Here is a 26,193-nt window from a genome sequence, read left to right on the forward strand (position 1 = left end):
TCGACCGGGACCGCGCGGAAGGCTAGGCGCCGAGCGCGCTCCCGACGACGGCGCGCGCCTCCTCCTGTACGCGGGCGAGGTGCTCCTCGCCGAGGAAGGACTCGGCGTAGATCTTGTACACGTCCTCGGTGCCCGAGGGGCGCGCGGCGAACCAGGCGTTCTCGGTGGTCACCTTGAGCCCGCCGATGGCCTCGCCGTTGCCGGGCGCGTCGACCAGGCGGGACGTGATCGCCTCGCCCGCGAGCTCGGTGGCGGTGACGTCGTCGGGGGCGAGCTTCCTCAGGCGGTCCTTCTGCTCGGGCGTCGCGGGGGCGTCGATGCGCGCGTAGGCGCTCGCGCCGAACCGCTCGACGAGCTCGGCGTGCCGCCGGCTCGGCGAGGAGCCGGTGACGGCCGTGATCTCCGAGGCGAGCAGCGCGAGGAGGATGCCGTCCTTGTCGGTCGTCCACACGGTGCCGTCGGTCCGCAGGAACGAGGCGCCCGCGGACTCCTCGCCGCCGAAGCCGACCGAGCCGTCGAGCAGGCCCGGGACGAAGTGCTTGAACCCGACCGGCACCTCGATGAGCCGACGGCCCAGCGAGTCGGCCACGCGGTCGATGAGCGAGGACGAGACGAGGGTCTTTCCGATCGCCGCGTCGGCCCGCCAGCTCTCGCGGTGGGAGAAGAGGTAGTCGATCGCGACGGCGAGGAAGTGGTTGGGGTTCATCAGGCCGCCGTCGGGGGTGACGATGCCGTGCCGGTCGGCGTCGGCGTCGTTCCCGGTGGCGATGTCGAAGGGTGCCGCGGCGCCGCCGGTGGTCGCCATGGCCTCGCGCAGGGACGCCATGGCCGACGGCGAGGAGCAGTCCATCCGGATCTTGCCGTCCCAGTCCAGGGTCATGAACCGCCAGGTCGGGTCGACGTCGGGGTTGACCACCGTGAGGTCGAGGCCGTATCGCTCACCGATCTCGCCCCAGTACGCGACCGCCGCACCGCCGAGCGGGTCCGCGCCGATGCGTACGCCGGCCGCCCGGATCGCGTCGAGGTCGAGGACGTTGGCCAGGTCGTCCACGTAGGCGGACATGAAGTCGTGGGTCCGGGTGGACTCGGCCGCGAGCGCCCGCTCCACCGGGAGGCGCTCGATCTGGCCGACCCCGCTCCCGAGCAGCTCGTTGGCGCGGTCCGCGATGGCCGACGTCGCCGCCGAGTCCGCCGGGCCGCCGTGCGGGGGGTTGTACTTGAAGCCCCCGTCGCGCGGCGGGTTGTGGCTGGGGGTGATGACGATGCCGTCGGCCAGACCGGGCCCGTCGAGGCGGAGCCCGCCGGTGGTGCCCGCGCCGTTGGCCCGCAGGATCGCGTGGGACAGCGCCGGTGTGGGGGTGTACCCGTCGCGGGCGTCGACCCGCAGCTCGACGCCGGCCGCCGCCAGGACCTCGACCGCGGTGGTCCACGCCGGGTCGGACAGTGCGTGCGTGTCCCTGGCGAGGTACAGCGGGCCGTCGACCCCGGCCGACCGGCGGTGCTCGACGATCGCCTGCGTGATGGCGACGATGTGCGCCTCGTTGAACGCGGTGTCCAGGCTCGAGCCGCGGTGGCCGGAGGTCCCGAACGCTACGCGCTGCGCCGGATCCTCGGGGTCGGGCGTGCGGTCGTAGTAGGCGCCGCGCACCTCGTCGACGTCGATGAGGTCGTCAGGCTGTGCAGGCGTGCCGGCGCGGGGGTCCATGGACTGATCCTGCCAGCAGCGGGCCCGTTCTTCGAGGGGGTGGTCACAAGCGTCGCCCGCCGACGACGGACGGGCAGAGGTACCGATGGGCGTCCGGTCTCCCGCCTGCCAGGATCGGCCCGTGACCGTTCCCCACCCGAGCAACCCGTACGCGTCGCCGCCCACCGGTGGCCACCCGGCACCGCGCCGTCCGGGTTGGATCGTCGCAGCCTCGATCCTCGTGTGGGTCATCGCCCCGTGGCCGCTCCTCTACGGCCTGTTCGCCACGTTCATCGGCGGGCTCGGACGGATGCTCGACGCCGGCGGTTCCCGCGTGTTCGGTACGCCCGGGCCCGCGACGGAGACGCTGATCATCGGGATTGCCTGCGTGGCCGTCTCGAGCCTCGCGATCGTGCTTGCCGCCCTGCTCTGGCAGGGCCGCAACGGCGCACGTATCGGGCTCACGGCGACCGCCCTGGTCGCGGCCGTCGCGCTCGTCGTGCGACTCCCGGAGGCCGAGGGCAGCCCGATCCTCGGGCTCGCGCTCGCGGTGTTCGTCGTCGTCGCGATGTGGCTCCCGGCCAGCTCTCGGTACATCCGGATGCGCCGCGCGCTGCGGCCGTGAGCCGGTCCGCGGGGACGCGTACGACGAGGGCGGACCCGGTCGGCCGACCGGGACGGACGCGCGGCGTCGTCCGGGGCACGTCTGCCCGGTGGGCGCTCGTCACACTTCGGTCCCGACGGGCGGGAAACTGCCAGACTTGACGCATGTCGAACAGCTACGGGCAGGACGGGTGGGGCCCGGCGCCCCAGCAGGGTGACCCCTGGGGCCAGAACCAGCAGGGCGGCTTCGGCCAGCAGACCCCGTACGGGCAGAGCCCGGCGGACCCGGGCGTGCCCGAGGCCCCGCGCTATGGCGCCTACGCCCAGCCCGGCGAGCCGCAGTTCGGCGCCTACGCCCAGCCAGGGGACCCGCAGTACGGGCAGAACGCTCAGTACGGCCAGAACGCTCAGTACGGGCAGCAGCAGGGTGGCCTGCCCGCCTACCAGGGCCAGGACACCAATCCCTTCGCCGCGCCGCAGCCCTACGGCGCGACGCCGATGCACGGGGGGCCCGTGCGCCGACCGGGCATGCTCAGCGCCGCCTGCATCATCCTGTGGGTGATCTCCGGGTTCGCGCTGCTCGGCGGGATCGGGGTGATGGCCATGCAGCCGTCGGAGCTCGGGTTGAGCAGCCAGGACAGCGGCGTCCAACAGACCGTCGGCGTCGTCATCATGGTCATGGCCGCGCTCTACGCACTTCTCACCGTGTTCGTCTGGAAGGGCTCCAACGTCGCCCGCATCATCCTCACCGTGCTCCTCGGTCTCTCGCTCCTCGGCAGCCTCGCCCAGCTCGGCCAGGGCGTCGATGCCGGGGCCACCGTCATCGGACTGATCCTCGTCATCCTCGTACTCGTCTTCATGTGGCAGCGCACGAGCACGGACTACATGAAGTACCGCGCGGCTACCAAGAGGTAGTCGCGCCTGCGCCGCCGCGCACGGGTCAGGCGCGTGCGTCGGCACGTCCCGGCGGGGCCCCGGTGTCCGCTCCGGCGTCGTCCGGTGACCTGCCTGTGCCGTCCGCCGATGGCGGACCCCCGTCGCCTCCCGGTGCCCGGCCTCCGGCGTCGCCGGCCGTCGCCGACCGGGGATCCCGCAGTCTGACGAGGGCGAGCGCGGCGATCGCCGGGAGGGCGATCATCGGCAGCAGCGCCTGCTGAAGGCCGACCCGGTCCGCGAGGGCGCCGATCGCGGGGGAGGCGAGCCCGCCGATCGACACGGCCAGCCCGAGCGTGACCCCATTGGCCGTCCCCATGTGGCGGGGCAGGTAGTCCTGACCGAGGCTCACGTGCAGGGAGAACGGCACGTACAGCGCCACGGACACGAGCGGGACGAGCAGGAACGCTGCCGGGCCCGGGACGAGGAGCAGCCCGGCGAGCAGGGGCACGGCCGCGAGGTACGCCCCGCGCAGGATCGAGGTGCGTGGCCATCGGCGGGCGAGGTGGCCGCCGATGGCTGTCCCGAACGCACCGCCGGCGTAGAACACGAACAACGACGCCGCCGCGGCCGCCTCACCCACCCCCTCGTGCCGCCCCATGAACAGCACGAGGAACGAGCCGAGCCCGACGAACACGATCGAGCGGCAGACGATGGCGACCGACAGGCGTCCGAACGCCGACCAGTCGTCCCGCCCACGGGGCCGCGTGGACGCCGCACCGCCGACCGCGGACGGCCGGGCGCGTCGTCGCCCGGCGAGCGCGACCGCCACGACGCCGGTGAGCGCAGGGACCACCAGGAGCGGGCTCGCGGCCAGGCCGAGGAGCCCGATCGTCGGAGCCACGACCAGCGGCCCCGCGGCGAAGCCGATGTTCCCGCCGAGCGAGAACCACGCCATCACCACGTGGTCGTCCCGCGCCAGCTCCCGGGCCCGCCCGGCAGCCGCCGGGTGGAAGGCGGCCACCCCGACGCCGGACACCCCCACCACGGTCGCCGTGACCCAGAAGTACTCCGAGACCGACACGGCCCCGATGCCCAGGCCGGCCAGCAGGATGCTCACCGGGATCAGCCACGGCATCCGCCACCGGTCGCCCAGCGCCCCGAAGATCGGCTGCACCACGGAGGAGGACAGCGAGAAGGCGAGCACGATGCCGGCCGACGCCGCGTAGCTGTAGCCGCGCTCGAGCACGAGGAAGGGCACCAGGGCGGCGACGGCCCCCTGGTAGAGGTCGACCGTCGCGTGGGAGTAGGCGAGGAGGCGGGCCGAGCGGCGCGCCCGGGTCGGGACGACGGAGGTCATGCCCCCACCCTGAGGCGCGTACGGCATTGCGCACCTTCGCTAGTGTGCCAACTTGTGTCGAGAATCCGCCATCACCCGGAGGCGCCCACCGAGGTGCGGCACCTGCCCGGCGGCGCGGGCGTCGACCTCCACCGCCACGACGGCCCGCAGCTCATCAGCGCGAGCACCGGCGTGCTGGAGGTGCTCACCGCAGAGGGCACGTGGTTCACGCCGCCCACCCGCGCCGTCCTGGTCCCCGGCGGGACCGCGCACACCTGGCGGGTCCACGGGGCCACCACCGTGCGGATGGTCGGCATGCCGACGCCGACGCAGACGTCCGTGAACCACCCCGACGACCCCGCCCCGTCCCTCGTGGTCGTCACGCCGCTCGTGCGCGAGCTCCTCGTCGCCTGCTCGGAGCAGGGGCGCGCCGAGACACCGGCCGAGCGCCGGCTGCTGTCCGTCCTCGCGGACCAGGTCCTGCCGGCCCGGGAGGCCCCCACCGTGGTCCCAGTCCTCCGCGACGAGCGGCTCCGGCGGGTCGCGCAGGTCGTCGAGGAGCGGCTGGCGGAGGGCCCGAGCCTGTCCGACGTCGCGCGAGAGGTCGGTGCCGGCGAGCGCACGCTCTCGAGGCTCTTTAGCAGCGAGCTCGGGATGAGCTTCACGACCTGGCGCCACCAGGTGCGCCTGCACCGGGCGAACCTCCTGCTCGCCCAGGGGCGCTCCGTCACCCGGGTGGCGGCCGACTGCGGCTACGCGACGCCGAGCGCGTTCATCACGGTCTTCCGGGCCGCTCTTGGCCGCACCCCGGGATCGGTCTACCGGTAGGTGCGCCCCCGCCGGCCGGTTCACCTCCGCGCGGACAGCACTGGACGGACGGCGCAGGGCCAGGAAGGCTGGAGACATGCCCATCCCCGACGCACCCAGCACCATCACGATCGCCGACCTTCCCGGCCAGACCATCCCGGAGGGCTACACGCTCCTCGACGTCCGGGAGGACGACGAGTGGGAGGCCGGCCACGCCCCCGGCGCGGTCCACATCCCGCTCGGCGAGCTCACCGAGCGGGCGGACGAGCTCGGCGACGACGACATCCTCGTCATCTGCCGCACCGGCGGACGCTCAGCCCGCGCCGCGCAGTGGCTCAACCAGTCCGGCTACGACGCCTGGAACGTCGACGGCGGGATGACCGGTTGGGCCGCCGCCGGCCGTGAGATCGTCGCCTCCGACGGCTCCGTGCCCGAGATCATGTGACGCTGCGCCGCGGCCCGGGCGCACCCCTGGCCGCGGCGCAACTAGGCTTGCCTGTCATGGGTAAGGCATCGAGGCGCCGCGCGCGCCAGCAGGAGCGGCCGACGCGGGTGCGCCCGCCGAAGGCGGAGTACGTCGAGCGGCCCTTCGAGGGGCTGGCCGCGGAGACCGACCTCGTGGCGATGCGCGAGATCGTCCCCGCCGCGACGATCCCCGTCCGCACGACCGCCGACCACGGCGGGGCGGACGTCCTCATCGCCAGCCTGCTGCCGGACCTCGCCCCGGCCCTGCGCCGCGAGGACGGCACGATCCTCGTCGGCATGCAGACCGCGAGCAGCTCCGGGGACGCCTCCCGGGACGTGGCGCACGCGCTCCTGCGGGCCCTCGAGCTCGAGCCCGGCCAGCCCCTGCCCGTCGGCGGACTGCCGGAGCCCGGCCCGCGCCTGCAGGACATCCTCGACCCGGGCGTCGAGCCCGTGGTCACCGTCCACGAGGACTTCGCGTACTGGCTCTCCGACGAGCAGCGCGGCGAGGCCGACGTGGCCCAGGCCGTCAAGGACAGCGCCGAGCAGATCGTGCCCACCGTGCACATCGACTCCGCGGGCTCGGCCTACTGGTGCCGGATGGGCCGCGAGTTCGTCCGGTGGGTCCGCCCCGAGGACCCCGAGGCCGTCTTCGACGCCCTCGCCCGCCTGCACGCCGCGCGCGAGTCCGCGATCGAGGAGGGCACCCGGTTCGTCGGCGCCTTCCGCACGTGCGGGCTGCTCGTGCCCGTGTGGGAGCTCGCCGAGGGCACCGAGGCGGACCAGATCGCCCGCCCGCTGGCCGACCTCGGCGCGCGCCTCGACGCCGCGCTCGCGATCGAGGAGCCGCTCGACCCCGACGCGCGTCGCGCCCGGGCCGGCCTCGTCAGCCGCCAGGTCTCCCTGCGCTGACGCACCGCCGGGGACACCGCCGACCGGTCACCTGCACGACGAGCAGACATACCGTCGGCGCCCCTTGCGCGGGGGCCCCGCCTCCCCGCACGGCTCGCCGGGCCGCCCGTTCGCGGACAGGTCACGGACCGTGGCGTGCAACCTGGTTAGGCTAAGGCTGTGGCGCAGGACTCCAGGCGGGTGGCGGTGGTCGTCCCTGCCAAGGACGAGGGCACACACATCGCTGCCACCATCCGTGCCTGCCGGGCGATCCCGCACGTCGATCTCGTCCTCGTCGTCGACGACGGGTCGACGGACGACACCCAGCACGTGGCACGCGCGGCCGGCGCCGTCGTGGTCCGCCACTCCGTCAACCGCGGCAAGGCGTCCGCGATGGAGACGGGTGCATCGGTCGTGTCGATGCGGGACCTGCCCGACGCCCCGGCCCGGGCGCTGCTCTTCGTCGATGCCGACCTGCAGGACTCCGCCGTCGGGCTGTCCCCGCTCGTCGAGGCCGTCCTCGCCGGCGAGACGGACCTGGCGGTCGCCGTCCTGCCGCCCCAGAAAGGCTCCGGCGGCCGCGGTCGCGTGGTGCGGATGGCGCGCGCCGCCATCGAGTCCGCCACCGGGTTCGTCAGCGCCCAGCCGCTGTCCGGGCAGCGGTGCCTCACCCGCCGCGCCTACGAGACCGCGCAGCCGCTCGCGCGCGGCTGGGGCGTCGAGGTGGGCATGACGATCGACCTGCTCGTCGCCGGGCTCACCGTCCAGGAGATCCCCTGCGACGTCAGCCACCGCCCCACCGGGCGGGACATCGCCGGGCGCATGCACCGCATGCGCCAGTACCGCGACGTCGCGATGGCCGTCGCCGGTCGCGTCTCCCGGAGGCACAACGTGCCGATGAGCCGGCGCAGCGCCGAGGCGGACGACCAGCAGCCCGGCGAGCCCTACCGCGCGTGGGCACCCCGGCGTCCCGACGAGCCCCCCGACGACGCCACGCCCGTGGACGCGGGGCGGGTCGACGCCCGGGAGGCCGGCGGGAAGCGCGGCGACGCGGCGCTCACCGGACCGGCGGCGCAGGATCCGGCAGGCGAGCCCACGGCGGAGACCCCCGAGTCGCCCGACTCCGCGGGGTCGGCCCACTCGCCCGCGTGACCCCGGGCCGCGTTGTCTGCCGCGGCGGGGTCCGGTGCGGCGGGTCGCGCAGCGAGCTCCGCGGCCGCGCGGGTCGCGGCCGCGGGCCTCGCGCGACGCTCCGATAGGGGACGCCCGTGGAGACCCTCGTCCTCGCGGCGGCGATCGGTGTGCTCGTCGGCGTCGTCGTCGGCACGCTGGGGGCCGGCGGGGGAGTGCTCACGGTCCCGGCGCTGGTCTACCTCGTCGGGTTCGACCCGCACGCGGCGGCGACCGCCTCGCTCGTCATCGTCGGGGCCACCTCCCTGGTCACGCTCGTCCCGCACGCGCGGCGCGGCCACGTGCGGCTGCGCGGCGGGCTCGTCTTCGGGGCCGTCGGCGCGGTCGCGGCCGTGGGTGGTGCGTGGCTCGCCCACCTCGTCGACGGCCCCGTCCTCATGGCCGCGTTCTCGGTGCTGCTCCTCGGCGTCGCCGTCCTCATGGCCCGCCGCGCGACGACGGAGCGTCGTTCGGCATCCCCGGAGGAAGCCTCGGAGGCGGCCCCCGAGGCGGCTCCCGAGCTGGCCACCGAGGCGGCCACCGGGGCGGTCGCCGGGGCGGTCGCCGGGGCCGAGGGGGTGCGGCGAGGAGTCCTCGTGCTCGTCGGGCTCGCGGCGCTCGTCGGCCTGCTCACGGGGCTCTTCGGCGTCGGCGGGGGTTTTGCGGCGATCCCCGCCCTGGTGCTCGCTCTCGGCTATCCGGTGCGTGACGCCGTCGGGACCTCGCTGCTCGTCATCACCGTCAACTCGGCGGCCGGCCTGATCGCCCGCGTCCCGCAGGGCATCGAGCTCGACTGGCCGCCGGTCCTCGCGTTCGCCCTCGCCTCGACGATCGCCGGCCAGCTCGGCGCCCGGCTCTCGACCCGGGCCTCCACCACCGTGCTCACGGGGATCTTCGCGGCGCTGCTCGCCGTGGTCGCGGTGCTCACGGCCTCGCGCGCGCTGCCCGCGCTGCTCACCGGCTGACGCGAGCGGTCCGCCCGGGCAGGACCTCAGGCGGTGGCGCTCACCCGGGCAGGACCTCAGGTGGTGGCGCTCACCCGGGCCGGCTCCTCGGGCAGGGGGCCGTGCCGGGGCCGCTCGAGCAGCCAGGACGTGAGCAGCACGAGCGTGAGCGGCACGACGAGCGCGATGCCCAGTGCCGGGATGACGATCCCGGAGTCGTTGACGGCGAACCCGATCACCCACAGGATCACCAGCGACACCGCGGCCGGTCGCAGCACGAGGGCCGCCTCCGGCAGGGCGCGCGCGTCGGCCGCGGGGCGGTCGCCGACCGCGGGCTCGGCCGGGCGGCGCACGAGCCACCCGTAGTCCGAGGTCGCCGCCGTGTCCGGTCGCCGCAGCGGACGGGCCACGAGCACGACGACGACGATCGCCCCCACCGCGGCCATCACCGTGAAGGGCGAGGACACCAGGATCTCGAGGTTGCGGCCGAGCTTGCGCCAGATGACGTCGAACGCACCGCCGTCGAGGACGGTGGCGAAGAAGCGGCCCAGGTGCGAGCGCTCGTCCGGGGGGCGCAGCCAGTCCAGCAGCGAGACGCCCCCGACCACCACGACCGTCACCACACCGATGACCAGGATCCGCGGCCAGGTCAGCCGGACGCGCGCCACGAGCAGCGCGAGCACGACGAACGCGGGGATCATCGCGGGAGGCCCGCCGAAGTCGGCGCCGATCGCCGGCCAGCCGTCGATCACCGTGGCGACCGCGCCGATCACCAGCGCCGAGACGGCCGCGACCCGTATCCGCCCGCGGGCGACGAGCGCCTGCGCGAGGGTCGCCGCGAGCACGAGCGAGGCGGTCGCGAACAGGGTGAAGTAGTGGTTCGACATGCCGTAGTAGCGCGCGCCGATCTGCGGCTGGGTCCCCAGCACGGACCCGAGGAACAGGTGCGAGCCGCCGATGACGTCGGCGGCGATGACGACCGCCGTCGCCCCGGACACGACCGCCAGGGGGCCCACGATCGATCGCCGCCACGGCCCGGCGCCGGCGACCACGGCGAGCAGGACGGCGCCACCCAGGGTCGCGCCCGCGAGCGCCAGGCCCGGCTCGCCGGCGCGCCACCACGGCAGCACGGAGGAGGCGATGAGGGCGAACGGAAGGGAGGCCACGACCAGTGCCGCGCTGCGCAGGACCCGCAGGACCGTGCGCCTCGCCCGCTCCGTGCCACCCAGCGCTGCCAGGACCCGGCGGTTGAGCCCGACGAGGGCCGCCGCGCCCAGGGCGATGTTGAGCCCGACCAGCCACAGCACCGCCGGCGAGACCAGCGGCGCGACCGCGGCTGCCCGCAGTCCCACGTCGCGCAGGCCGTCCGCCCGCGCCTCCGGGTCGTCCTCGACCTGGCGGGTGACGATCGGGGAGCCCACGAGCCCGCCCGGTCGTTCGACGTCGAGCAGGGACAGGACGGTCGGCAGGAGGTCGGGGGCCTGGACCATGCCGTCGGTCCGGGTGGCCGGGGAGGTGGCGAGGCCGGAGCCGTCGTCCGCGCCGGCGATCGTCAGTGCCTGGAGACTGGAGCTGCGCGTGCCGTCGTAGAGGGAGGCGAGCAGGACCGTCGGGTCTGTGCCGCTCTCCTCGATCGCGTCGACGACGGCGCCCACGCGGCGGTCGAGCGCAGGGGTGGGGAGGCCGAAGTAGTCGCGTTCGCCGTCCGGGACGCGGCCGGTCGCCTCGGCGGGGTCGAGGTCGACGACGACGACGTCCGCGCCGTCCGCGAGAGCGGCGGCCACCTCCTCTGCGAGCGCGTCGTCGTCCTCGGGTGCGGGGCGCGCGTCGGCGACCGAGCCGTCCGGCTCGGCGAGGGCCACGGCAGCACCTGGGCCGATCGCGACCGGGCTGCGGCCCGCCTCGGCGAGGGCTGCGCCCAGCGTGCCGGGGACGGCGTCGAAGCGATCTGCCCGCGCGTTGTCCACGTAGTCCGACCAGCCGACCACGGACCAGTCCTGGCCGGAGCCGGCCGGGACCTCGGCCGGCGGGACGCAGTCGCCGCCGTCGCGCTCGCCGGACGCCCGCTGCCCCGCAGAGACGGCGAGCCAGCCGTCGGTCCGGCACGTCGTCGAGCCGACGGAGCGCACCACGAGGTTGGCCGAGTACCCCTCGGCGACGAGCTCGGCGATCCGCGGCGTGCCCTCGGCGTCGATGTTCCGCCAGGTGAGCCCGCCGGTGCCGAGGAGGACCACCGGGGCGTCGTCGTCGGGCCCGGCCGTGCGGGGGTCGCCGACCGCGGTCGTGGTCGCGGACCCGGCCGGAGCGCCGGTGGCGCCGTTGGCCAGCAGAGGCAGGATGAACGGGCTGACCATCGCGATCATCACGAGGACGCCGAGCACCAGCATGACCGTGCGGCGCCGGTCGGAGCGCCTCCGGTCGTCGCGCCTCACGCGAGGACCGGCCGTGGGTGGATCGGGCCGGAAGACATGCGTCCGAGGGTACGTGCCGTCGGCCGTCCGGCAGGTGCGGGACCCGTCACGCGGGGGTCGGTCGCGGATAGGCTCGGCCGGTGCGCTACACCTACCTGGGCCCCGAGGGCACGTTCACCGAGGAGGCCCTCAACCAGATCCTCGACCCGGCCGACGTCGCCGAGCCGAGCACCGACGTCCCCGGCGCGCTCACCGCGGTGCGCGAGGGCCGGTTCGACCGGGCGGTCGTGCCGATCGAGAACTCCGTCGAGGGCGGCGTGAACGCGACCATCGACTCGCTGGTGGCGGGCGAGGAGCCGCTCGTCGTCGTCGCGGAGATGCTCGTGCCGATCCAGTTCGACCTGATCGCGCGCGAGGGGACCGAGCTGGCCGACGTGCGCCGGATCGCCACCCACCCGCATGCGTGGGCGCAGTGCCGCGGCTGGGTCGCCGAGCACCTGCCCGGCGCGGTGCACGTCCCCGCGACCTCCACGGCTGCCGCCGCGGGGATGCTCGCGGACGAGGGCGAGCCCGGTTTCGACGCGGGCATCGTCTCCCCGCTGGCCGGCCGTCGGTACGAGGTGCCGGTGCTCGCCCACGACGTCGGGGACAACCGCCAGGCCGTCACCCGCTTCATCGCCGTCTCCCGCCTCGTCGCGCCGCCCCCGCCGACCGGCGCCGACAAGACGACCCTGCTCGTCCACCTGCCCGACGACGAGGCCGGCGCCCTGCTCACCATGCTCGAGCAGTTCGCCGCGCGCGGGGTCAACCTCTCCCGCATCGAGTCGCGCCCGATCCGGGACGCCATCGGCCGGTACGCCTTCTCCATCGACGCCGAGGGGCACGTGACCGACGAGCGGGTCAAGGCCGCGCTGCTCGGCCTGCGCCGCGTCTGCCCCGTGGTGCGCTTCCTCGGCTCCTACCCGCGCGCCGACCAGCGCCGCCCGGTGCTCGCCCGCGGCACGTCGGACCAGGAGTTCCACGAGGCGCGGGCCTGGGTGTCGGCCCTCGCGGACGGCACCGCCTTCTGACCCATTTGGCGAGTGAGCCGACTTCTGCCTGTCCGACGTGGCGAGTGAGCGGACTTCTGCCTGCCGGGTGAGCGTCTACTCGGCTTGCGGATGGGCGTCGATCAGCTGAGCGGCCAGCCGTGAGTAGTGCCGCGCGAGCTCGCTGTCCGCCTTCCAGATGCCGAACGGGCGCTGCCGGCTCGAGGGAGTCCCGTCCTCGGTCGGGAGCGCCGGGACGACGGGAGACAGCGCGAGCTCCGACCAGCCGGTGGCGGCCGCGAGGTCGGCGACCGTCGACGCGTCGGGTCCGGAGCCGCGAACCGGCGCGCCCACCACGACCCCACGCAGGCGCACCAGGTCCGGTCCGGCGTCGTCCCCGACGAGCGTCTGGTACCTGTCCACGCTCGTGAGGATGTCGCCGACCTCGGCAACGTCGCCGGGGGAGCCCGACGTCGTGACGATGACGTCCGTGGCAGCGTTCAGCGCCGCGACGAACCGCGCGCCCGACCGGATCCGGCCGCAGTCGATGACGACGACGTCGAACTCGTCGGCCGTCGTCAGGGCGTGGCGCAGCTGCGGACCGGCCCCGGCGCGGGGCTCCCTCGAGGGCCCCGACGACGCCGGGAGCAGCTTGAGCCCGGCGTGGTCGCGGGTGGGGACCGAGAGCGAGCGGGCCCACCCGAGCGGGTAGCGGTCGTCGAGGATCGCGCCGACGTCCTGTCCCTTCTCCCAGGGGGCGGCCTGGAGCCAGCGCGTGGCCTCGCCGTCGGGGGAGAGGTCCACGAGGAGGACGGTGAGGTCGGAGCGGGCGGCCTCGAGCGCGAGCGCGACCGCCGTCGTCGCGCCGAAGGAGGTCGTGCCCGAGTGAGACACGGCCAGGACCTGGCGGCCTGACCTGGGGGTCGTCGTCGCCGTCATGGAGTCACGCTATCGACCGCGCGGGCGGCGCGAGTCCCCCGGCGGGGGGACAGGAGCTCACCCATGGGGAGGAATCTCGGTCAGTCGTCGGGCAGGAGTCCGCTCACTCGTCGATGATGATCCCCGAAGTTTCCGCAGGTGCGCGAACTAGCATCTGCTCATGCCGCACATCCGGATCCGCGCCGTGGCCGATCTTCTCGGGGTCTCCGACGACACCGTGCGTCGCTGGGTCGACCAGGGTCGCCTCGAGGTCGTCGACGACGGCGGCAGGCGCTCCGTCGACGGCGCGTCGGTCGCCGCCCTTGCGCAGGAGCTCGCGAGCGAGAAGTCCGTGGACTCCCTCGACGACGGTATCGACCGCCGGTCGTCCCGGAACCACCTCACGGGCATCGTCACGCGCGTCGTCTCCGACCAGGTGATGAGCCAGGTCGAGCTTCAGTGCGGCGCCTACCGGGTCGTGTCCCTCCTCTCGACCGAGGCCGTCGATCAGCTCGGGCTCGTGGTGGGCTCCCCCGCGACCGCGGTCGTCAAGGCCACCAACGTCTCCATCGAGGGCACGGGCACCTGAGGCCTGAGCCGGGCAGGAACCCGCTCACTCGTCGAGCTTCTCGGGGTGTCGTTCGGCCGGCTCGCCCGGCACGTGCTCTCCCTCGCGCGTCTGCAGGCGGTCGGCCGGGACCGGGTAGCGCATCTGCAGCGCCCCCTGCTCGACCCGCACCTCGATCGCCCCCGAGGTGCTCAGCAGGTCGCCGTCGAGCTGGACGTGTGCGGTGTCCTGGGCCGCGACCCGGATGCGACGCGCGGGCTTGAACAGCAGCTCGCTGCCGGGCAGGTCGCCCGTCCGCCGCCGGCCGGCCCGCTGGGCGAGGACCGACAGGCCGAGGTTCGCCCAGCCGACGAGGCCGAAGCGCGTGTCGACCGTCACGACCTCGAGCACTCCGTCGTCGAAGCGCGAGTCCGGGGAGAGGACGAGGTTGCCGGGCAGCAGCCCGCAGTTGGCGAGCATGACGGTGCGGACCTTGAGGTCCTCGGGCGCGGCGTCGTCGACCGTGACCGAGACCTTCAGGCGCGACTTCACCATGTTCTTCACGCCGCCCACGAAGTAGGCGGCCCAGCCGATCCGCGACTTCAGCTCGTCGCCGGTCTCGCGGACCATGTCGGCGTCGAACCCGAGCCCCGCGATGACGGTGAACGCGTGCCAGCCGTCGCGGCCGGCGTCCGCCTCGTCTGCAAGGATCCCCTCGGCGTCGCCCGAGCGGTCCCGCCCCGCGTCCTCGACCCGCAGCCAGCCGACGTCGACCGGGCGCGGCTCCTCCGAGGTCGCGATCCGCACGAGCTGGTCGGTGTCCTCCAGCGGCAGGCCGAGGTTGCGGGCGAGCAGGTTGCCCGTGCCGAGCGGGATCACGCCCATCGGGGTGCCGGTGCCGGCGAGGATCTCCGCGACCGCCCGGACGGTCCCGTCACCGCCTGCGGCGACGATCGTGCTCGCCCCGGCGCGCAACGCCTCGGTGGCCTGGCCGCGTCCCGGGTCGTCGGCGGTCGTCTCGTACCAGAGAGGCTCGGCACGCCCCTCGCGCCGGGCGGCCTCCTGGAAGTGCCGGCGCAGCTCGTCGGGATCGACGTTCTTCGAGGGGTTGACGACGACGGCGACCGGCGGCGGGACGGGGCGGCCGGCCCTCGCCGCGGCCTCCTCCCGGGCGGCCCGCTCCTCGTCCAGCAGCCGAGCTGCCTCCGCGTTCGCGGCGGCCGACTCCCGCTCGAGCGCGCCGCGCCTGCGCGCGACGGAGACCGTGACGAGGAGGGTGGGCAGCGCGACGACGAGCGCGACGACCAGGACGATCAACCATTCCGAGGGCACACCTCACGGTAGCCCGGAGCGCACGGTGCGGCGCGGCGGTGGGCGCGTGCCTCCCGTCGCCCGACGAGGATCAGGCGATGCGCACGGCGGTCCCGGAGGCGGTCACCATCATCATCCCCTGGCCGACCGACTCGTAGTCGATGTCGACACCGACGACCCCGTTCGCGCCGAGCTCGATCGCACGCTGGACCATCTCCCCGAGCGCGGACTCGCGGGCGCCACCGATCTCGCGCTCGTAGCCCTCGGAGCGGCCGCCCACGAGGTTGCGGAACCCGGCCCCGATGTCCTTGAACATGTTGATGCCGACGACCGTCTCCCCGGCGACGACGCGGATGTACTCCGCGATGTTCGCGTTCTGGATGGTCGCTGTGGTGGTGACGATCATGGGACACCCCTCGTGCCTCGGTGGGACGGATGGACGGACGGGCCGCACGCGGTCCGCCGGACATCCTGGCACCGCTCGCGACACCACGGCAGGGTCCAGGGCGGGGAGGTGTTCCCGGTCCGGCATAGGCTCGGGGCATGATCGATGTGCGTGCCCTGCGCGAGGACCCCCAGACCGCGCGCGACAGCCAGGTGTCCCGAGGTGCGGATCCGGGTCTCGTCGACCGGATCCTCGAGGCGGACCAGGCGCGTCGCAGCACGCTCGGTGAGTTCGAGTCGATGCGCGCGGAGCACAAGGAGTTCTCCCGGGGCGTCGGGAAGGCCTCGCCCGAGGAGCGGCCCGCGATCCTGGCGCGCGCCAAGGAGATGGCCGCGGAGGTCTCCGCCGCGCAGGAGCGCGCCGACGCCGCCGCTGCCGCCGCGGACGAGCTCCTGTGGCAGATGCCGAACATCGTGGCGCCGGGCGTGCCCGCCGGCGGCGAGGACGACTACGAGGTCCTCGAGCACGTGGGCACCCCGCGGGACCTGGCCGCCGAGGGCGTGACCGTGCGCGACCACCTCGACATCGGGGAGTCGCTGCGCGCGATCGACGTGCGTCGCGGCACCAAGGTGTCCGGCGCGCGGTTCTACTACCTCACGGGCATCGGTGCGCGCCTCGAGCTCGCGCTCCTCACCCGCGCGGCGGACCGCGCCGAGGAGGCCGGCTTCACGCTCATGACCACGCCGACGCTGGTCGGCCCGCAGATCATGGCCGGCACCGGATTCCTCGGTGCCCACGCCGACGAGATCTACCACCTGCCCGCGGACGACCTGTACCTGACGGGCACCTCCGAGGTGGCGCTGGCCGGCTACCACGCGGACGAGATCGTCGACGTCTCCGCGGGCCCGCTGAGGTACGCGGGCTGGTCGACCTGCTACCGCCGGGAGGCCGGCTCCTACGGCAAGGACACCCGGGGCATCATCCGGGTCCACCAGTTCAACAAGCTCGAGATGTTCTCCTACGTCCACGCCGAGGACGCCGCCGAGGAGCACGCCGCGCTGCTCGAGCTCGAGCGGGAGATGCTCGACGCCGTGGAGCTGCCCTACCGGATCATCGACACCGCGGCCGGGGACCTCGGGCAGTCCGCTGCCCGCAAGTTCGACTGCGAGGCGTGGCTGCCCAGCCAGGAGCGCTGGATGGAGGTCACGTCGACGTCGAACTGCACGACCTTCCAGGCCCGCCGCCTGGGTACCCGCGAGCGCGGGGAGACGGGCACGACGCCGGTCGCCACCCTCAACGGCACCCTCGCCACGACCCGGTGGATCGTCGCTCTGCTGGAGAACCACCAGCAGGCCGACGGCTCGGTCCACGTGCCCGCGGCGCTGCGTCCCTACCTCGGGGGTCGCGAGGTCCTCACGCCGGTGGCTGCGTGACTCCCCGCGACGACGAGGCCCTCGTCGCCACGCCCGCCGGGGACCACGCGATCCTCGACGCCGGGGCGGACACGCTGCCGGTCGAGCAGGACCAGGCAGGAGGTACCCGGACCGACGGCGAGACCCGGGCCGACGGCGTCACCCGGGCCGACGGCGGGAGCGACCTCGGGCCGGCCGGCGCCACGGTGGTCGACGAGGAGGCCGACGCCGACCTCGTCGACGGCGAGGAGGACCTCGACGGCACGGACCTCGACGTCGACGAGGCCGACCTCGAGCCCGACGCGCACGAGGCCGGGCCCGCGGACCCCGACCTCGAGAACGGGACCGACGTCCCCGACGAGGCCCCCGACGACGATCCTGCCGTCGGTGGTGAGCGCCGTCCGGGAGGTCGGACCGCCCCCGCCGTCGGGGCCGCGCTGACCAGGGCCGCCTCCTGGGCGCGGTCGGTGGTGCGTCGACGCCCGCGCCCCCACCCGCTGGTCGAGGCCGTGTCCGCGCTGCCCGAGGCGGGGCCGGAGCTCCTCGTGGCGCTCGACATCGACGGGACGATCCTCCACCACGACACGACCCTGTCCCCGCGCGTCGCCGAGTCCGTCGCGGCGCTGCAGGACACCGGCACCCACGTCATGCTGGCGACCGGACGCTCGGTGTTCGCGACCGTCCCCGTGGCCCGCCAGCTGCGCCTCAACAGCCGGTACGCGATCTCCTCCAACGGCGCCGTCACGGTGCGGCTCGACGAGGACGCGCCCGACGGGTACGAGCTCGACCACGTCGTCACGTTCGACCCGGAGCCGGCCCTGCGCGCCCTGCACCGGGCGATCCCGGACGGGGTGTTCGCCGTCGAGGACGTCGGCACGGGCTTTCGCCTGTCCTCGCCCTTCCCACCCGGCGAGCTCGGCGGGGAGTGGGAGCTCGTCGACTTCGAGGACCTGTGCTCGCGCGAGGTCACCCGGCTCACGGTGCGGGCCGCGCACCTCGACGCGCAGACGTTCCAGGAGGCCGTCCACTCGGCCGGCATGCAGTCGGTGACCTACGCGATCGGCTGGTCGTCGTGGGTCGACGTCGCCCCGGAGGGCATCTCCAAGGCGACCGCTCTCGAACGCGTCCGCGACCTCCTCGAGGTCGAGACCACGGCGACGGTCGGCGCGGGGGACGGTTCGAACGACGTCGAGATGCTCTCCTGGGCCGGGCTCGGGGTCGCGATGGGCGGGGCCCGCGCCGAGGTCAAGTCCTACGCCCGGGCCGAGGTCGGCCCGGTCGAGGCCGACGGGCTCGCCGACCTGCTGGACCTCCTCGCCCGACCCCGCCGCTCCTCCCGCTGACGTCGGTCCGCCGGACCTGCGCACCGCCCGCTGACCTCGGTCCGTCGCCCCCGGCGCACCGCCCGCTGACTCCGGTCCCTCGGACCTGCCGGCGCCCCCTCGGGCGCTCCCCGCGACCTCCCCGGGCCGTGACTGGTTCGAGACATCGAGATGGCCTCCGATGCAGCGCCCGAGGCCTACGCTGACCGGGATCATGGTGTGCATCACCGGTTGGCCAAGGAGGGCGAACAATGGCACGAGGCATGGGGCGACGCCGCAGCATGGCGGTCGTCGCGGGTCTGACCGCGGCAGCGATGCTCGCGGCCTGCGGTGGCGGTGCGGACGACGACTCGGAGGACACCGGCGACGACGGGTCGTCCGAGAACGGCTCCGACGGCGGTGACAGCGGTGACGGCGGCGGCGCCGAGCTGCCCGAGCTCGAGGGCTACGCGGACCTCGGCGGCGAGACGCTCGTCGTGGCGTCGGACTGGTCCGGCGCGGAGCAGGAGAACTTCGAGATCGTCCTGGACGCCTTCGAGGAGGCGACCGGCGCCGAGGTCACCTACGAGTCCTACGGCAACAACGTGGCGACGACGATCGGCACCCGGGTCGAGGGCGGCAACCCGCCGAACCTCGCGCTCATCCCGCAGCCCGGGCTCATGGACCAGCTCGCTGCCGACGGCAACATCGTGCCGCTGTCGGAGGACACGCTCGCCGCCGTCGAGGAGAACTACGCGGAGACGTGGATCGACCTCGGCTCGGTCGACGGCGAGGTCTACGGCGTCTGGTTCAAGGCCGCCAACAAGTCGACCATCTGGTACAACACGCAGGTCTACGAGGATGCGGGCGCCGAGGTGCCCGAGACCTGGGAGGACTTCGTCTCCACCCTCCAGCTCGTGTCGGACTCCGGCGTGCCGGGCCTGTCCGTGGGCGCCGACGTCGGCTGGCCGCTGACCGACTGGTTCGAGAACGTCTACCTGCGCACCGCGGGCCCGGAGATGTACGACCAGCTCGCCGACCACGAGATCCCCTGGACGGACCCCAGCGTCGTCGAGGCGCTGGAGACCCTCGCCGAGGTGTGGAGCAACGACGCGCTCCTGCTCGAGGGCGGCGGCCAGCGGTCGTTCCCCGACTCGGTCACCTCGGTGTTCTCCGACCCGCCGGAGGCCGGCACCGTCTTCGAGGGAGACTTCGTGGCCGGCAACATCGCCGACCAGACCGAGGCCGTCGTCGGCGAGGACGCCCTGTTCTACCCCTGGCCGACGATGAACGACTCCGCCCCGTCCGTCATGGGCGCCGGCAACGTCGCGGTCGCGTTCGACGAGAACGAGGCCACGTCCGAGCTCATGCGCTACCTCGCCTCCCCGGAGGCCGCGAACATCTGGATCGAGCTCGGCGGCTTCACCTCGCCGAACCAGAACGCGGACCTCGACCTCTACCCGGACGAGATCTCCCTGGAGATCGCGCAGAACCTCGTCGACGCCGAGGTGTTCCGGTTCGACCTGTCCGACCTCGCGCCGTCCGCCTTCGGCGGTACCGAGGGCGAGGGCATGTGGCAGATCCTCATCGAGTTCTACACCGACCCGTCGGACCCGGAGGCCACGGCCCAGGCCCTCGAGGACGCAGCGGCCGCCGCGTACGGCGGCTGACGACGTGACCTCGGCCGAGACCACCGCGGCCGAACCTCGCGGGGGGCGCGCACGGCGCGCCCCCCGTTCGGGGTCCCGGCAGTGGCTGGTCCTTGTCATCCTGCTCGGGCCGGCGGTCCTCGTCCTGGGGGCCCTGGTCGCCTACCCCATCGTCTACTCGATCACCCGGGGCCTGTTCGACGCCTCCGGCGACACCTTCGTCGGCCTGGGCAACTACGTCGACATGTTCACCGACCCGCAGACCTTCCGGGCGCTGCGCAACAACGCGATCTGGGTGCTCGTCGCGCCGGCGGTGTGCACGGTGCTCGGCCTCGTCTTCGCGGTGCTCATGGAGCGCATCCGCTGGCAGACGGCGTTCAAGCTCATCATCTTCATGCCGATGGCGATCTCCATGCTCGCCGCCGGCGTCATCTTCCGCTCGGTCTTCCAGCAGAACCCGGACATCGGCCTGGCCAACGCCGTCATCGTCTCCGTGCAGGAGATGGTCGGCGCCGAGTCCACGTCCTACCCCGATGCGCGGCCGCGGCCCGAGGGCCCGGTCGCGCTCGAGGAGACCGGTGAGATGACCTCGACCGAGGAGATCGCCGCGGGGTCCGTCGTCGAGGTCCCACTTGTCGGCATCTCCGAGGAGAGCCGGCCCGACGACGCCGTCGACGCCGTGACGGCACCCGCCCCGGGCGCGGACCAGGTCACCGGAACGATCTGGTTCGACTTCATCGTCGGCGGCGGCGGGACGAACGGCGAGGTCGGCGACGGCAAGCCGGGCCTCGGCGGCATCGACGTGGTGCTCACCGACGCCTCCGGGGCCGAGGTCGGCACCGCGGTCACCCAGGACGACGGGACCTTCGTCGTCGAGGGCCTCGATCCCGGGGCTGAGTACACGCTCACGCTCCCGGCCACGAGCTTCGCCCCCGGCGCCGCCGGCATCGACTGGCTCGGTCCGGGCCTCATCACGCCGGTGACGATCCTCGCCTACGTGTGGATCTGGGCCGGGTTCGCCATGGTGATGATCGCGTCCGGGCTGTCCTCGGTCGACCGCTCCCTGCTCGAGGCCGCCCGCACCGACGGCGCCAACGAGTGGCAGGTCTTCCGCAAGATCACCGTGCCGCAGCTGGCGCCGGTGCTCATGGTCGTCATGGTCACGCTCGTCATCAACGTGCTGAAGATCTTCGACCTCGTCTACGTCATCCCGCCCGGGGTGTCGAAACCCGCAGCCGACGTCATCGCCACGCGCATGTGGACCGTGTCCTTCGGCGGCGGCAACAACCAGGGGCTCGGCTCGGCGCTCGCGATCTTCCTGCTGCTGCTCGTGCTGCCCGCGATCCTGCTCAACATCCGCAACTTCCGCCGAGGAGGTCAGGCATGACGGCCGTCGTCGGCACCACGCCGCCCGTGGACGGTCCGGACCGCGACGACCGTGCCGACGTGGGCGGACCCGGCAGCGGTTCCGGCGGAAGCGGCGGTGCCCCCGGGAGCGGCGGCGGCGCCCCGCTGCCGCCCGCCACCCCGCCCGGATCACGTCCCGGCGGGGGCTCGCGCGTCACGCGGTTCCTGGGCCGCGGCATCGTCAACGTGGTCCTCGTCGTCGTGGCGCTGGTCTGGCTCGTGCCGACCGTGGGCCTGTTCTTCTCCTCGCTGCGCAGCTCGCAGGCCAACGCCCAGTCCGGCTGGTGGGCGGGGTTCCTCGACCTGTCCCAGTTCTCGATCGACAACTACCGGGGCCTGCTCCAGGCCGACTGGATCATGTCGTCCCTGTGGAACACGGTGCTCATCGTGGTCCCGTCCACCCTGCTCGTGGTGGGCCTGGGCGCGATGGCGGGCTACGCGCTCGCGTGGGTGCGGTTCCCGGGGCGGGACTGGCTGCTCATCGTCATCATCGCGTTCATGGCGGTGCCGCTGCAGGTGGCGTTCATCCCGCTGGCCCGCCTGTTCGGCGACATCGGGATCTTCGGCTCCGTCACGGCCGTAGTCCTGTTCCACACCGCCTTCGGGCTGCCGTTCGCGGTGTTCCTGCTGCGCAACTTCTTCATGCAGATCCCCAACGAGATGCTCGAGGCCGCACGGATCGACGGGGCGAGCGAGATGCGGATCTTCGTGCGCATCGCCCTGCCGCTGGCGATGCCGTCGATCGCCTCGCTCGCGATCTTCCAGTTCCTGTGGTCCTGGAACGACATGCTCGTCGCCCTGCTGTTCGCCTCCCCGCAGAGCCAGCCCATCACCGTGGCCCTGCAGTCCCAGCTGCGGCAGTTCTCGTCGAACATGGACGTGCTCTCCGCGGGCGCTTTCCTGTCGATGATCGTGCCGCTCATCGTGTTCTTCGCCTTCCAGCGGTACTTCGTCAGCGCGCTCATGGCGGGGTCCCAGAAGTAGCGGCCGCTCCGGCTCCGTGCCCCGGGGGCGGCGGACGCGTCGTGACGTTCCGCGCCCCGGGGCGGTCGGACGCGTCGTCGGCCTCGTGCCCGGCTCGCCCTACGATGGCGTGGCGCTCCCGGGAGAGGGGGCGCGCGGAAGGGCGGACGATGGCACGGAGCACGAGGCGACGTCGAGGTGCGGCGCTCGCCGCGGGACTGGCCGCGGCGACGCTGCTGGCGGCGTGCGGCGGGAGTGCCGACGACGCCGAGGACACCTCCGAGGAGCAGGGCACCGCGGAGGACCCAGGCACGGCCGACGAGCCGGACGCGGCGGGCCCCGCCGAGGCCCCGTCGTCGGGCCCGCCGGAGGCCGGCTCGGACGGCCCGCCGGTCCCCGAGGACGTCGAGCTGCCCGAGCTCGAGGGGTACGCCGACCTGTCCGGACAGACCGTCGAGGTCGCGACCCCCTGGACCGGCCACGAGCGCGACCGCTTCGACGAGGTCGTCGTCGCGTTCGAGGAGGCCACCGGGGCCCGCGTCGACCAGCTGGGCCTCGGCGGCAACCCGGTTCTCGCGATCACCGAGAGCCTGGACAACGGCAGGCCGCCGAACATCTCGTTCGTCGGCGACCGGGGGCTCGTCGAGGCGCTGGCCGAGGACGGCAGCATCGTGCCGCTGCGCGAGGAGACGCTCGCGAGCGTCGAGGAGAGCTACGCGCAGACGTGGATCGACCTGGGCTCCGTCGACGACGAGGTCTACGCCGTCTGGCTCGAGGCCTCGACGAACTCCCTGTTCTGGTACGACACCGCCGCCTATGCCGAGGCCGGCGTCGAGGCTCCCGAGACGTGGGAGGAGCTCGGCGAGGCGCTGCGAACGGTCTCCGGGACGGGCGTCGCGGGGCTGGCGGTCGCCGTCGACCTCGGCTGGACGCTGACGGACTGGTTCGAGAACGCGTACCTCCGGGTGGCCGGCCCGGAGGCCTACGACCAGCTGGTGGCGCGGGAGATCCCGTGGACCGACCCGAGCGTGGTCGACACCCTCGAGCTCCTCGGCGAGCTGTGGAGCGACGAGGAGATCGTGCTCGAGGGCGGCGCCGACCGCACCTACCCGGACAGCGTGGAGAACGTCTTCGGCGACGAGCCGAGCGCCGCCACGCTGGTCGGCGGGGAGATCGTGGCCGACTCGATCGTCGGGCAGACCGACGCGGTGGTCGGCGAGGACGCCCGGTTCTACCCCTGGCCCGCGATCGAAGGCTCGGCCCCGTCGGTCGTGGGGGACGCGGCCGGTGCGGTCGCGTTCGACGAGGAGCAGGGGACGGCCGAGCTCATGCGCTACCTCGCCTCGCCCGAGGCGGCGAACACCTGGATCGAGCTCGGCGGTTCGCCCGCACCGAACCGGCAGGCAGACCTCGACCTCTACGACGACGACGTGTCGCGAGAGCTCGCCCAACAGATCGTCGACGCCGAGGTGTTCCGCCTCGACATGTCCGGCCTCATGGCGCCCGACTTCGGGTCGAACCAGCTCGAGGGGCTGTGGCCGATCCTGTCCGACTTCTACGACGACCCCTCCGACCCGGAGGCCACCGCACAGGCGCTGGAGGACGCGGCCCTCGACGTCTACGGGTACTGACGCGGGCGCGGGGGCGCCCAGACGCCGCCGTCCGTCGTCGTCGGGCCGTGCGTGTCCCGGTCCCGTGCGGCGTGGCGCCGTCCTACCGCCCGGTCAGACGGTGAGCAGGATCTTCCCGAACGCGCCGCCGGCCGCCATCACCTCGTGGGCGCGCCCGGCCTCGGCGAGCGGGATCCGCTCGGCGATCACGGGCACGACCCGGCCGTCGGCGACCCATGGCCACACGCGCTCGCGGACGTCGTCGATGAGTGCCGCCTTCGACGCGCGGGAGCGGGTGCGCAGCTTGAGGGCGCTGATCGTGCCGGACCGGGCGAGCAGCGCGCCGAGGTCGATGGGCCCGGTCGCGCCGTCGAGGACGCCGATGACCATGATGCGCCCGCGCTCGGCGAGGACCGAGATGTTGAGCTCGAGGCCGCCGGCACCCAGGACGTCGAGCACGACATCGACCCCGCGGCCGTCGGTCGCGCCCAGGATCTGGTCCGCCACGTCGTCGGAGCGGTGGTCGACGGCGACGTCCGCGCCGAGCTCAATGCAGCGGGCCGTCCGCTCCGGCCCGCCCGCGGTGGTGACGACGCGCGAGCCGTAGGTGTGGGCGAGCTGGATGGCGATCGTGCCGACGCCGCCCGACCCACCGTGCACGAGCACGGTCTGCGACGGCGCGAGGTGGCCCTGCTCGACCATGTTGGTCCAGGCCGTGCACACCGACTCGGGCAGCGCGGCCGCGTCGACGAGGTCGACGGAGTCGGGGACCCTGAGCAGCTGCCCCACCGGCAAGACCGCCTTCGTCCCGTAGCCGCCGCCGGCGAGCAGCGCGCACACCCGGTCCCCGACCTGCCAGCCCTCGACGTGGTCGCCGAGCACGCTGATCGTGCCCGAGCACTCGAGGCCGAGCACGTCGGACTCGCCCTCGGGCGGCTGGTGGCCGCCCCGCACCTGGAGGAGGTCGGCGCGGTTGACGCCGGCGGCGACGACGTCGACGAGGACCTCGCCCGCACCGGGGACCGGGTCGGGGGTGTCGACGAGCTCGAGCCGGCCGTCGTCGGTGACAGTGATGGCGTCCATCCGCCCATCGTGCCCCAGGCGCTCACGAGATGTGGCGGAACCGGATCGACCGGATCGTAGGATGGTCCGCGGCCCGCTCGGGGGCGGGCCGCAGGCCCGGCGGTGCCGGGCGAGGAGGGTTGACAGAGCGGCCGAATGTGACGGTCTTGAAAACCGTTGTGGGAAACCACCAAGGGTTCGAATCCCTTACCCTCCGCGGCGGTGGTGACGAGTCTCGCGCGTCCGGCGTGCCCTCTGCTTTGGAACGGTCGCGGGTGTCCGGGTACCCTGGACGCTGCATCTGGAGACGTCGCATAGTCAGGCCTAGTGCGCATCCCTGCTAAGGATGTAACGGGGTAACCCGTTCGTGGGTTCAAATCCCACCGTCTCCGCGTGTGTGATGTCCCAGGACATCGAGAACGGCTGAACCCCCGGTGTCGGGGGTTCAGCCGTTTTTTCGTTGGTGGCCGGTGGCCGGCCGCGGCTGAAGCCCGGGGGTGAGCTCTGCGAGGGCCGCGGCGCCCCGTTATTGCTGCGCGAGGCGTGTCGAGAGGGCGCCGAAGTGCATCCGGACGGCCTGTCAGATGAACAGTGGCGCCCTCTCGACGACTCGGCGCGCTCAGGTGCGTGGTCGGCGTGAGCGGGGCTGGTAGGCGGCCTCGCCCTCGGTGAGCCAGCGGTGGTGGAGTTTGTGGACGAGGGACTTCGACACCCCGTAGCGGGCAGCGACCTGCCCGTAGGAGAGCTTCTGGACGGTGACCGCTTTGATGAGGACCTCGTACTTCGCCACCGTTCACGATGTCGTGGGACATCCGATCCCGACAGGGGGCAGTCGTTCACGATGTCTGGGGACACCCGTTCACGATGTCCTGGAACCAGACACCCCTAGCTCCACTCGAGGAACTCGTGAGACAGCGACTCGTGAACGGCTGGATCCCCGGATGCGGGGGTCCGGCCGTTTCTCCGTCGGTAGGAGTGCGCGGGCGTCAGGGCGGTTGAGCTCGGACATTGATCTCGCTCCCGTCCGGAGCCTGCCAGGCTGTCGCGCGTCTGGCAGAGGAGGTCGCGCCGATTCTGATCCGCATGGTCAATCGCTTCGGGCCGACCGGACTGCCCTGCCGGGTCCGTTCGCGGTCGAGAGGTGCGACTCAGACGTCCGGTTCGGCTTGCGCGCTGCTCCTCTTGAGTTGGGCCGCAACGGCGATGGTCACGAGTGCCACGGCCGTGGCTACCGTGTTGGGGATGACGAGCGGCCAGTCGTGCCGGGCCAGTCCGTAGAAGGCCCACAGCAGGAAGCCCGGGATGAGCAGGGCGAAATAGCCGAGTGATACATCGTCGGCGGACCGAGTTCGCAGCATCCTGTGAATCTGCAGAGTCGGGGCGATCGGAGCCTGTCAAGTTGTCTGTGTAAGG

The 26,193-nt window shown here is 73.5% G+C and carries 24 protein-coding genes and 2 tRNA genes; 17 read left to right on the top strand and 9 right to left on the bottom strand.

Features of this window, described 5'->3' with window-relative positions; all coding sequences use genetic code 11:
- Positions 1–22 precede the first annotated feature (22 nt).
- The gene (pgm, locus tag ACPYO4_RS15185) at positions 23–1,705 is read right to left on the bottom strand and encodes a phosphoglucomutase (alpha-D-glucose-1,6-bisphosphate-dependent) (RefSeq protein ID WP_425710095.1); all 1,683 of its coding nucleotides are present in this window, start codon (positions 1,703–1,705) and stop codon (positions 23–25) included.
- 121 nt (positions 1,706–1,826) lie between these two features.
- Here pgm and ACPYO4_RS15190 point away from each other — a divergent pair, with 121 nt between their 5' ends.
- Both ACPYO4_RS15190 and ACPYO4_RS15195 read left to right on the top strand, forming a co-directional pair.
- Positions 1,827–2,309 (top strand): hypothetical protein, encoded by a 483-nt coding sequence (locus ACPYO4_RS15190; protein WP_425710096.1) that lies wholly within the window; start codon positions 1,827–1,829, stop codon positions 2,307–2,309.
- Between the two features lie 143 nt (positions 2,310–2,452).
- Complete coding sequence (locus tag ACPYO4_RS15195) at positions 2,453–3,202, top strand: hypothetical protein (RefSeq protein ID WP_425710097.1); 750 nt, start codon at positions 2,453–2,455, stop codon at positions 3,200–3,202.
- A gap of 25 nt (positions 3,203–3,227) precedes the next feature.
- Here ACPYO4_RS15195 and ACPYO4_RS15200 read toward each other — a convergent pair whose 3' ends face one another.
- The gene (locus tag ACPYO4_RS15200) at positions 3,228–4,520 is read right to left on the bottom strand and encodes an MFS transporter (protein ID WP_425710098.1); all 1,293 of its coding nucleotides are present in this window, start codon (positions 4,518–4,520) and stop codon (positions 3,228–3,230) included.
- Between the two features lie 54 nt (positions 4,521–4,574).
- On the opposite strand from ACPYO4_RS15200, the gene ACPYO4_RS15205 reads away from it, so the two are divergent.
- The 5 genes from ACPYO4_RS15205 (at position 4,575) to ACPYO4_RS15225 (ending at position 8,797) form a co-directional block, all read left to right on the top strand.
- Entirely contained in the window at positions 4,575–5,327 is a 753-nt protein-coding gene (locus ACPYO4_RS15205) for an AraC family transcriptional regulator (protein ID WP_425710099.1), read from the top strand.
- A gap of 76 nt (positions 5,328–5,403) precedes the next feature.
- A complete protein-coding gene (locus ACPYO4_RS15210) occupies positions 5,404–5,751 on the top strand; it encodes a rhodanese-like domain-containing protein (RefSeq protein ID WP_425710100.1) in 348 nt (115 codons plus the stop codon).
- A gap of 56 nt (positions 5,752–5,807) precedes the next feature.
- Positions 5,808–6,683, top strand: a complete 876-nt coding sequence (locus ACPYO4_RS15215; protein ID WP_425710101.1) for a DUF5926 family protein — start codon at positions 5,808–5,810, stop codon at positions 6,681–6,683.
- A gap of 159 nt (positions 6,684–6,842) precedes the next feature.
- Positions 6,843–7,814 carry a glycosyltransferase gene (locus ACPYO4_RS15220; RefSeq protein ID WP_425710102.1) on the top strand — a complete coding sequence of 324 codons (972 nt, stop codon included), beginning with the start codon at positions 6,843–6,845 and terminating at the stop codon, positions 7,812–7,814.
- A 116-nt stretch (positions 7,815–7,930) separates the two neighbouring features.
- A complete protein-coding gene (locus tag ACPYO4_RS15225) occupies positions 7,931–8,797 on the top strand; it encodes a sulfite exporter TauE/SafE family protein (protein ID WP_425710103.1) in 867 nt (288 codons plus the stop codon).
- Positions 8,798–8,853: 56 nt separating this feature from the next.
- On the opposite strand, the gene ACPYO4_RS15230 is transcribed toward ACPYO4_RS15225, so the two are convergent.
- Positions 8,854–11,208, bottom strand: coding sequence for a hypothetical protein (locus ACPYO4_RS15230; protein ID WP_425710104.1), 2,355 nt, complete (start codon positions 11,206–11,208; stop codon positions 8,854–8,856).
- A gap of 119 nt (positions 11,209–11,327) precedes the next feature.
- Here ACPYO4_RS15230 and pheA point away from each other — a divergent pair, with 119 nt between their 5' ends.
- A complete protein-coding gene (gene pheA / locus ACPYO4_RS15235; protein WP_425710105.1) occupies positions 11,328–12,257 on the top strand; it encodes a prephenate dehydratase in 930 nt (309 codons plus the stop codon).
- A 75-nt stretch (positions 12,258–12,332) separates the two neighbouring features.
- On the opposite strand, the gene ACPYO4_RS15240 is transcribed toward pheA, so the two are convergent.
- Entirely contained in the window at positions 12,333–13,154 is an 822-nt protein-coding gene (locus tag ACPYO4_RS15240) for a ParA family protein (protein ID WP_425710106.1), read from the bottom strand.
- 160 nt (positions 13,155–13,314) lie between these two features.
- Here ACPYO4_RS15240 and ACPYO4_RS15245 point away from each other — a divergent pair, with 160 nt between their 5' ends.
- Positions 13,315–13,722, top strand: coding sequence for a TOBE domain-containing protein (locus ACPYO4_RS15245; protein WP_425710107.1), 408 nt, complete (start codon positions 13,315–13,317; stop codon positions 13,720–13,722).
- Between the two features lie 24 nt (positions 13,723–13,746).
- Here the strand turns inward: ACPYO4_RS15245 and ACPYO4_RS15250 are convergent, their stop codons facing one another.
- Complete coding sequence (locus ACPYO4_RS15250; RefSeq protein WP_425710108.1) at positions 13,747–14,997, bottom strand: diacylglycerol/lipid kinase family protein; 1,251 nt, start codon at positions 14,995–14,997, stop codon at positions 13,747–13,749.
- A gap of 85 nt (positions 14,998–15,082) precedes the next feature.
- Positions 15,083–15,397, bottom strand: a complete 315-nt coding sequence (locus ACPYO4_RS15255) for a YbjQ family protein (protein WP_425710109.1) — start codon at positions 15,395–15,397, stop codon at positions 15,083–15,085.
- Positions 15,398–15,534: 137 nt separating this feature from the next.
- Between ACPYO4_RS15255 and serS the strand changes: the two genes are divergently transcribed.
- The 6 genes from serS (at position 15,535) to ACPYO4_RS15285 (ending at position 23,739) form a co-directional block, all read left to right on the top strand.
- On the top strand, positions 15,535–16,809 hold the full coding sequence (serS, locus tag ACPYO4_RS15260; protein ID WP_425710110.1) for a serine--tRNA ligase: 1,275 nt from the start codon (positions 15,535–15,537) through the stop codon (positions 16,807–16,809).
- Positions 16,806–18,131 (top strand): HAD hydrolase family protein, encoded by a 1,326-nt coding sequence (locus ACPYO4_RS15265; RefSeq protein ID WP_425710111.1) that lies wholly within the window; start codon positions 16,806–16,808, stop codon positions 18,129–18,131. Before serS ends, ACPYO4_RS15265 begins: the two co-directional genes overlap by 4 nt.
- 230 nt (positions 18,132–18,361) lie before the next feature.
- On the top strand, positions 18,362–19,759 hold the full coding sequence (locus tag ACPYO4_RS15270) for an ABC transporter substrate-binding protein (RefSeq protein WP_425710112.1): 1,398 nt from the start codon (positions 18,362–18,364) through the stop codon (positions 19,757–19,759).
- A gap of 4 nt (positions 19,760–19,763) precedes the next feature.
- Positions 19,764–21,125, top strand: a complete 1,362-nt coding sequence (locus ACPYO4_RS15275) for an ABC transporter permease subunit (protein WP_425710113.1) — start codon at positions 19,764–19,766, stop codon at positions 21,123–21,125.
- Positions 21,122–22,129 carry a carbohydrate ABC transporter permease gene (locus ACPYO4_RS15280; RefSeq protein WP_425710114.1) on the top strand — a complete coding sequence of 336 codons (1,008 nt, stop codon included), beginning with the start codon at positions 21,122–21,124 and terminating at the stop codon, positions 22,127–22,129. Before ACPYO4_RS15275 ends, ACPYO4_RS15280 begins: the two co-directional genes overlap by 4 nt.
- Before the next feature lie 149 nt (positions 22,130–22,278).
- Positions 22,279–23,739, top strand: coding sequence for an ABC transporter substrate-binding protein (locus ACPYO4_RS15285; RefSeq protein WP_425710115.1), 1,461 nt, complete (start codon positions 22,279–22,281; stop codon positions 23,737–23,739).
- 93 nt (positions 23,740–23,832) lie between these two features.
- Here the strand turns inward: ACPYO4_RS15285 and ACPYO4_RS15290 are convergent, their stop codons facing one another.
- Positions 23,833–24,801, bottom strand: coding sequence for an NAD(P)H-quinone oxidoreductase (locus ACPYO4_RS15290; RefSeq protein WP_425710116.1), 969 nt, complete (start codon positions 24,799–24,801; stop codon positions 23,833–23,835).
- Between the two features lie 113 nt (positions 24,802–24,914).
- Here ACPYO4_RS15290 and ACPYO4_RS15295 point away from each other — a divergent pair.
- Positions 24,915–24,997 (top strand) — tRNA-Ser (locus ACPYO4_RS15295).
- An 86-nt stretch (positions 24,998–25,083) separates the two neighbouring features.
- A tRNA-Ser gene (locus ACPYO4_RS15300) sits at positions 25,084–25,172 on the top strand.
- A gap of 227 nt (positions 25,173–25,399) precedes the next feature.
- Here ACPYO4_RS15300 and ACPYO4_RS15305 read toward each other — a convergent pair.
- Both ACPYO4_RS15305 and ACPYO4_RS15310 read right to left on the bottom strand, forming a co-directional pair.
- A complete protein-coding gene (locus ACPYO4_RS15305; RefSeq protein WP_425710117.1) occupies positions 25,400–25,570 on the bottom strand; it encodes a helix-turn-helix domain-containing protein in 171 nt (56 codons plus the stop codon).
- Positions 25,571–25,928: 358 nt separating this feature from the next.
- On the bottom strand, positions 25,929–26,165 hold the full coding sequence (locus ACPYO4_RS15310) for a SemiSWEET family sugar transporter (RefSeq protein ID WP_425710118.1): 237 nt from the start codon (positions 26,163–26,165) through the stop codon (positions 25,929–25,931).
- Positions 26,166–26,193: the final 28 nt, after the last annotated feature.

This window comes from Georgenia sp. Z1491 (genome assembly GCF_049856175.1).
GTDB lineage: Bacteria > Actinomycetota > Actinomycetes > Actinomycetales > Actinomycetaceae > JB111.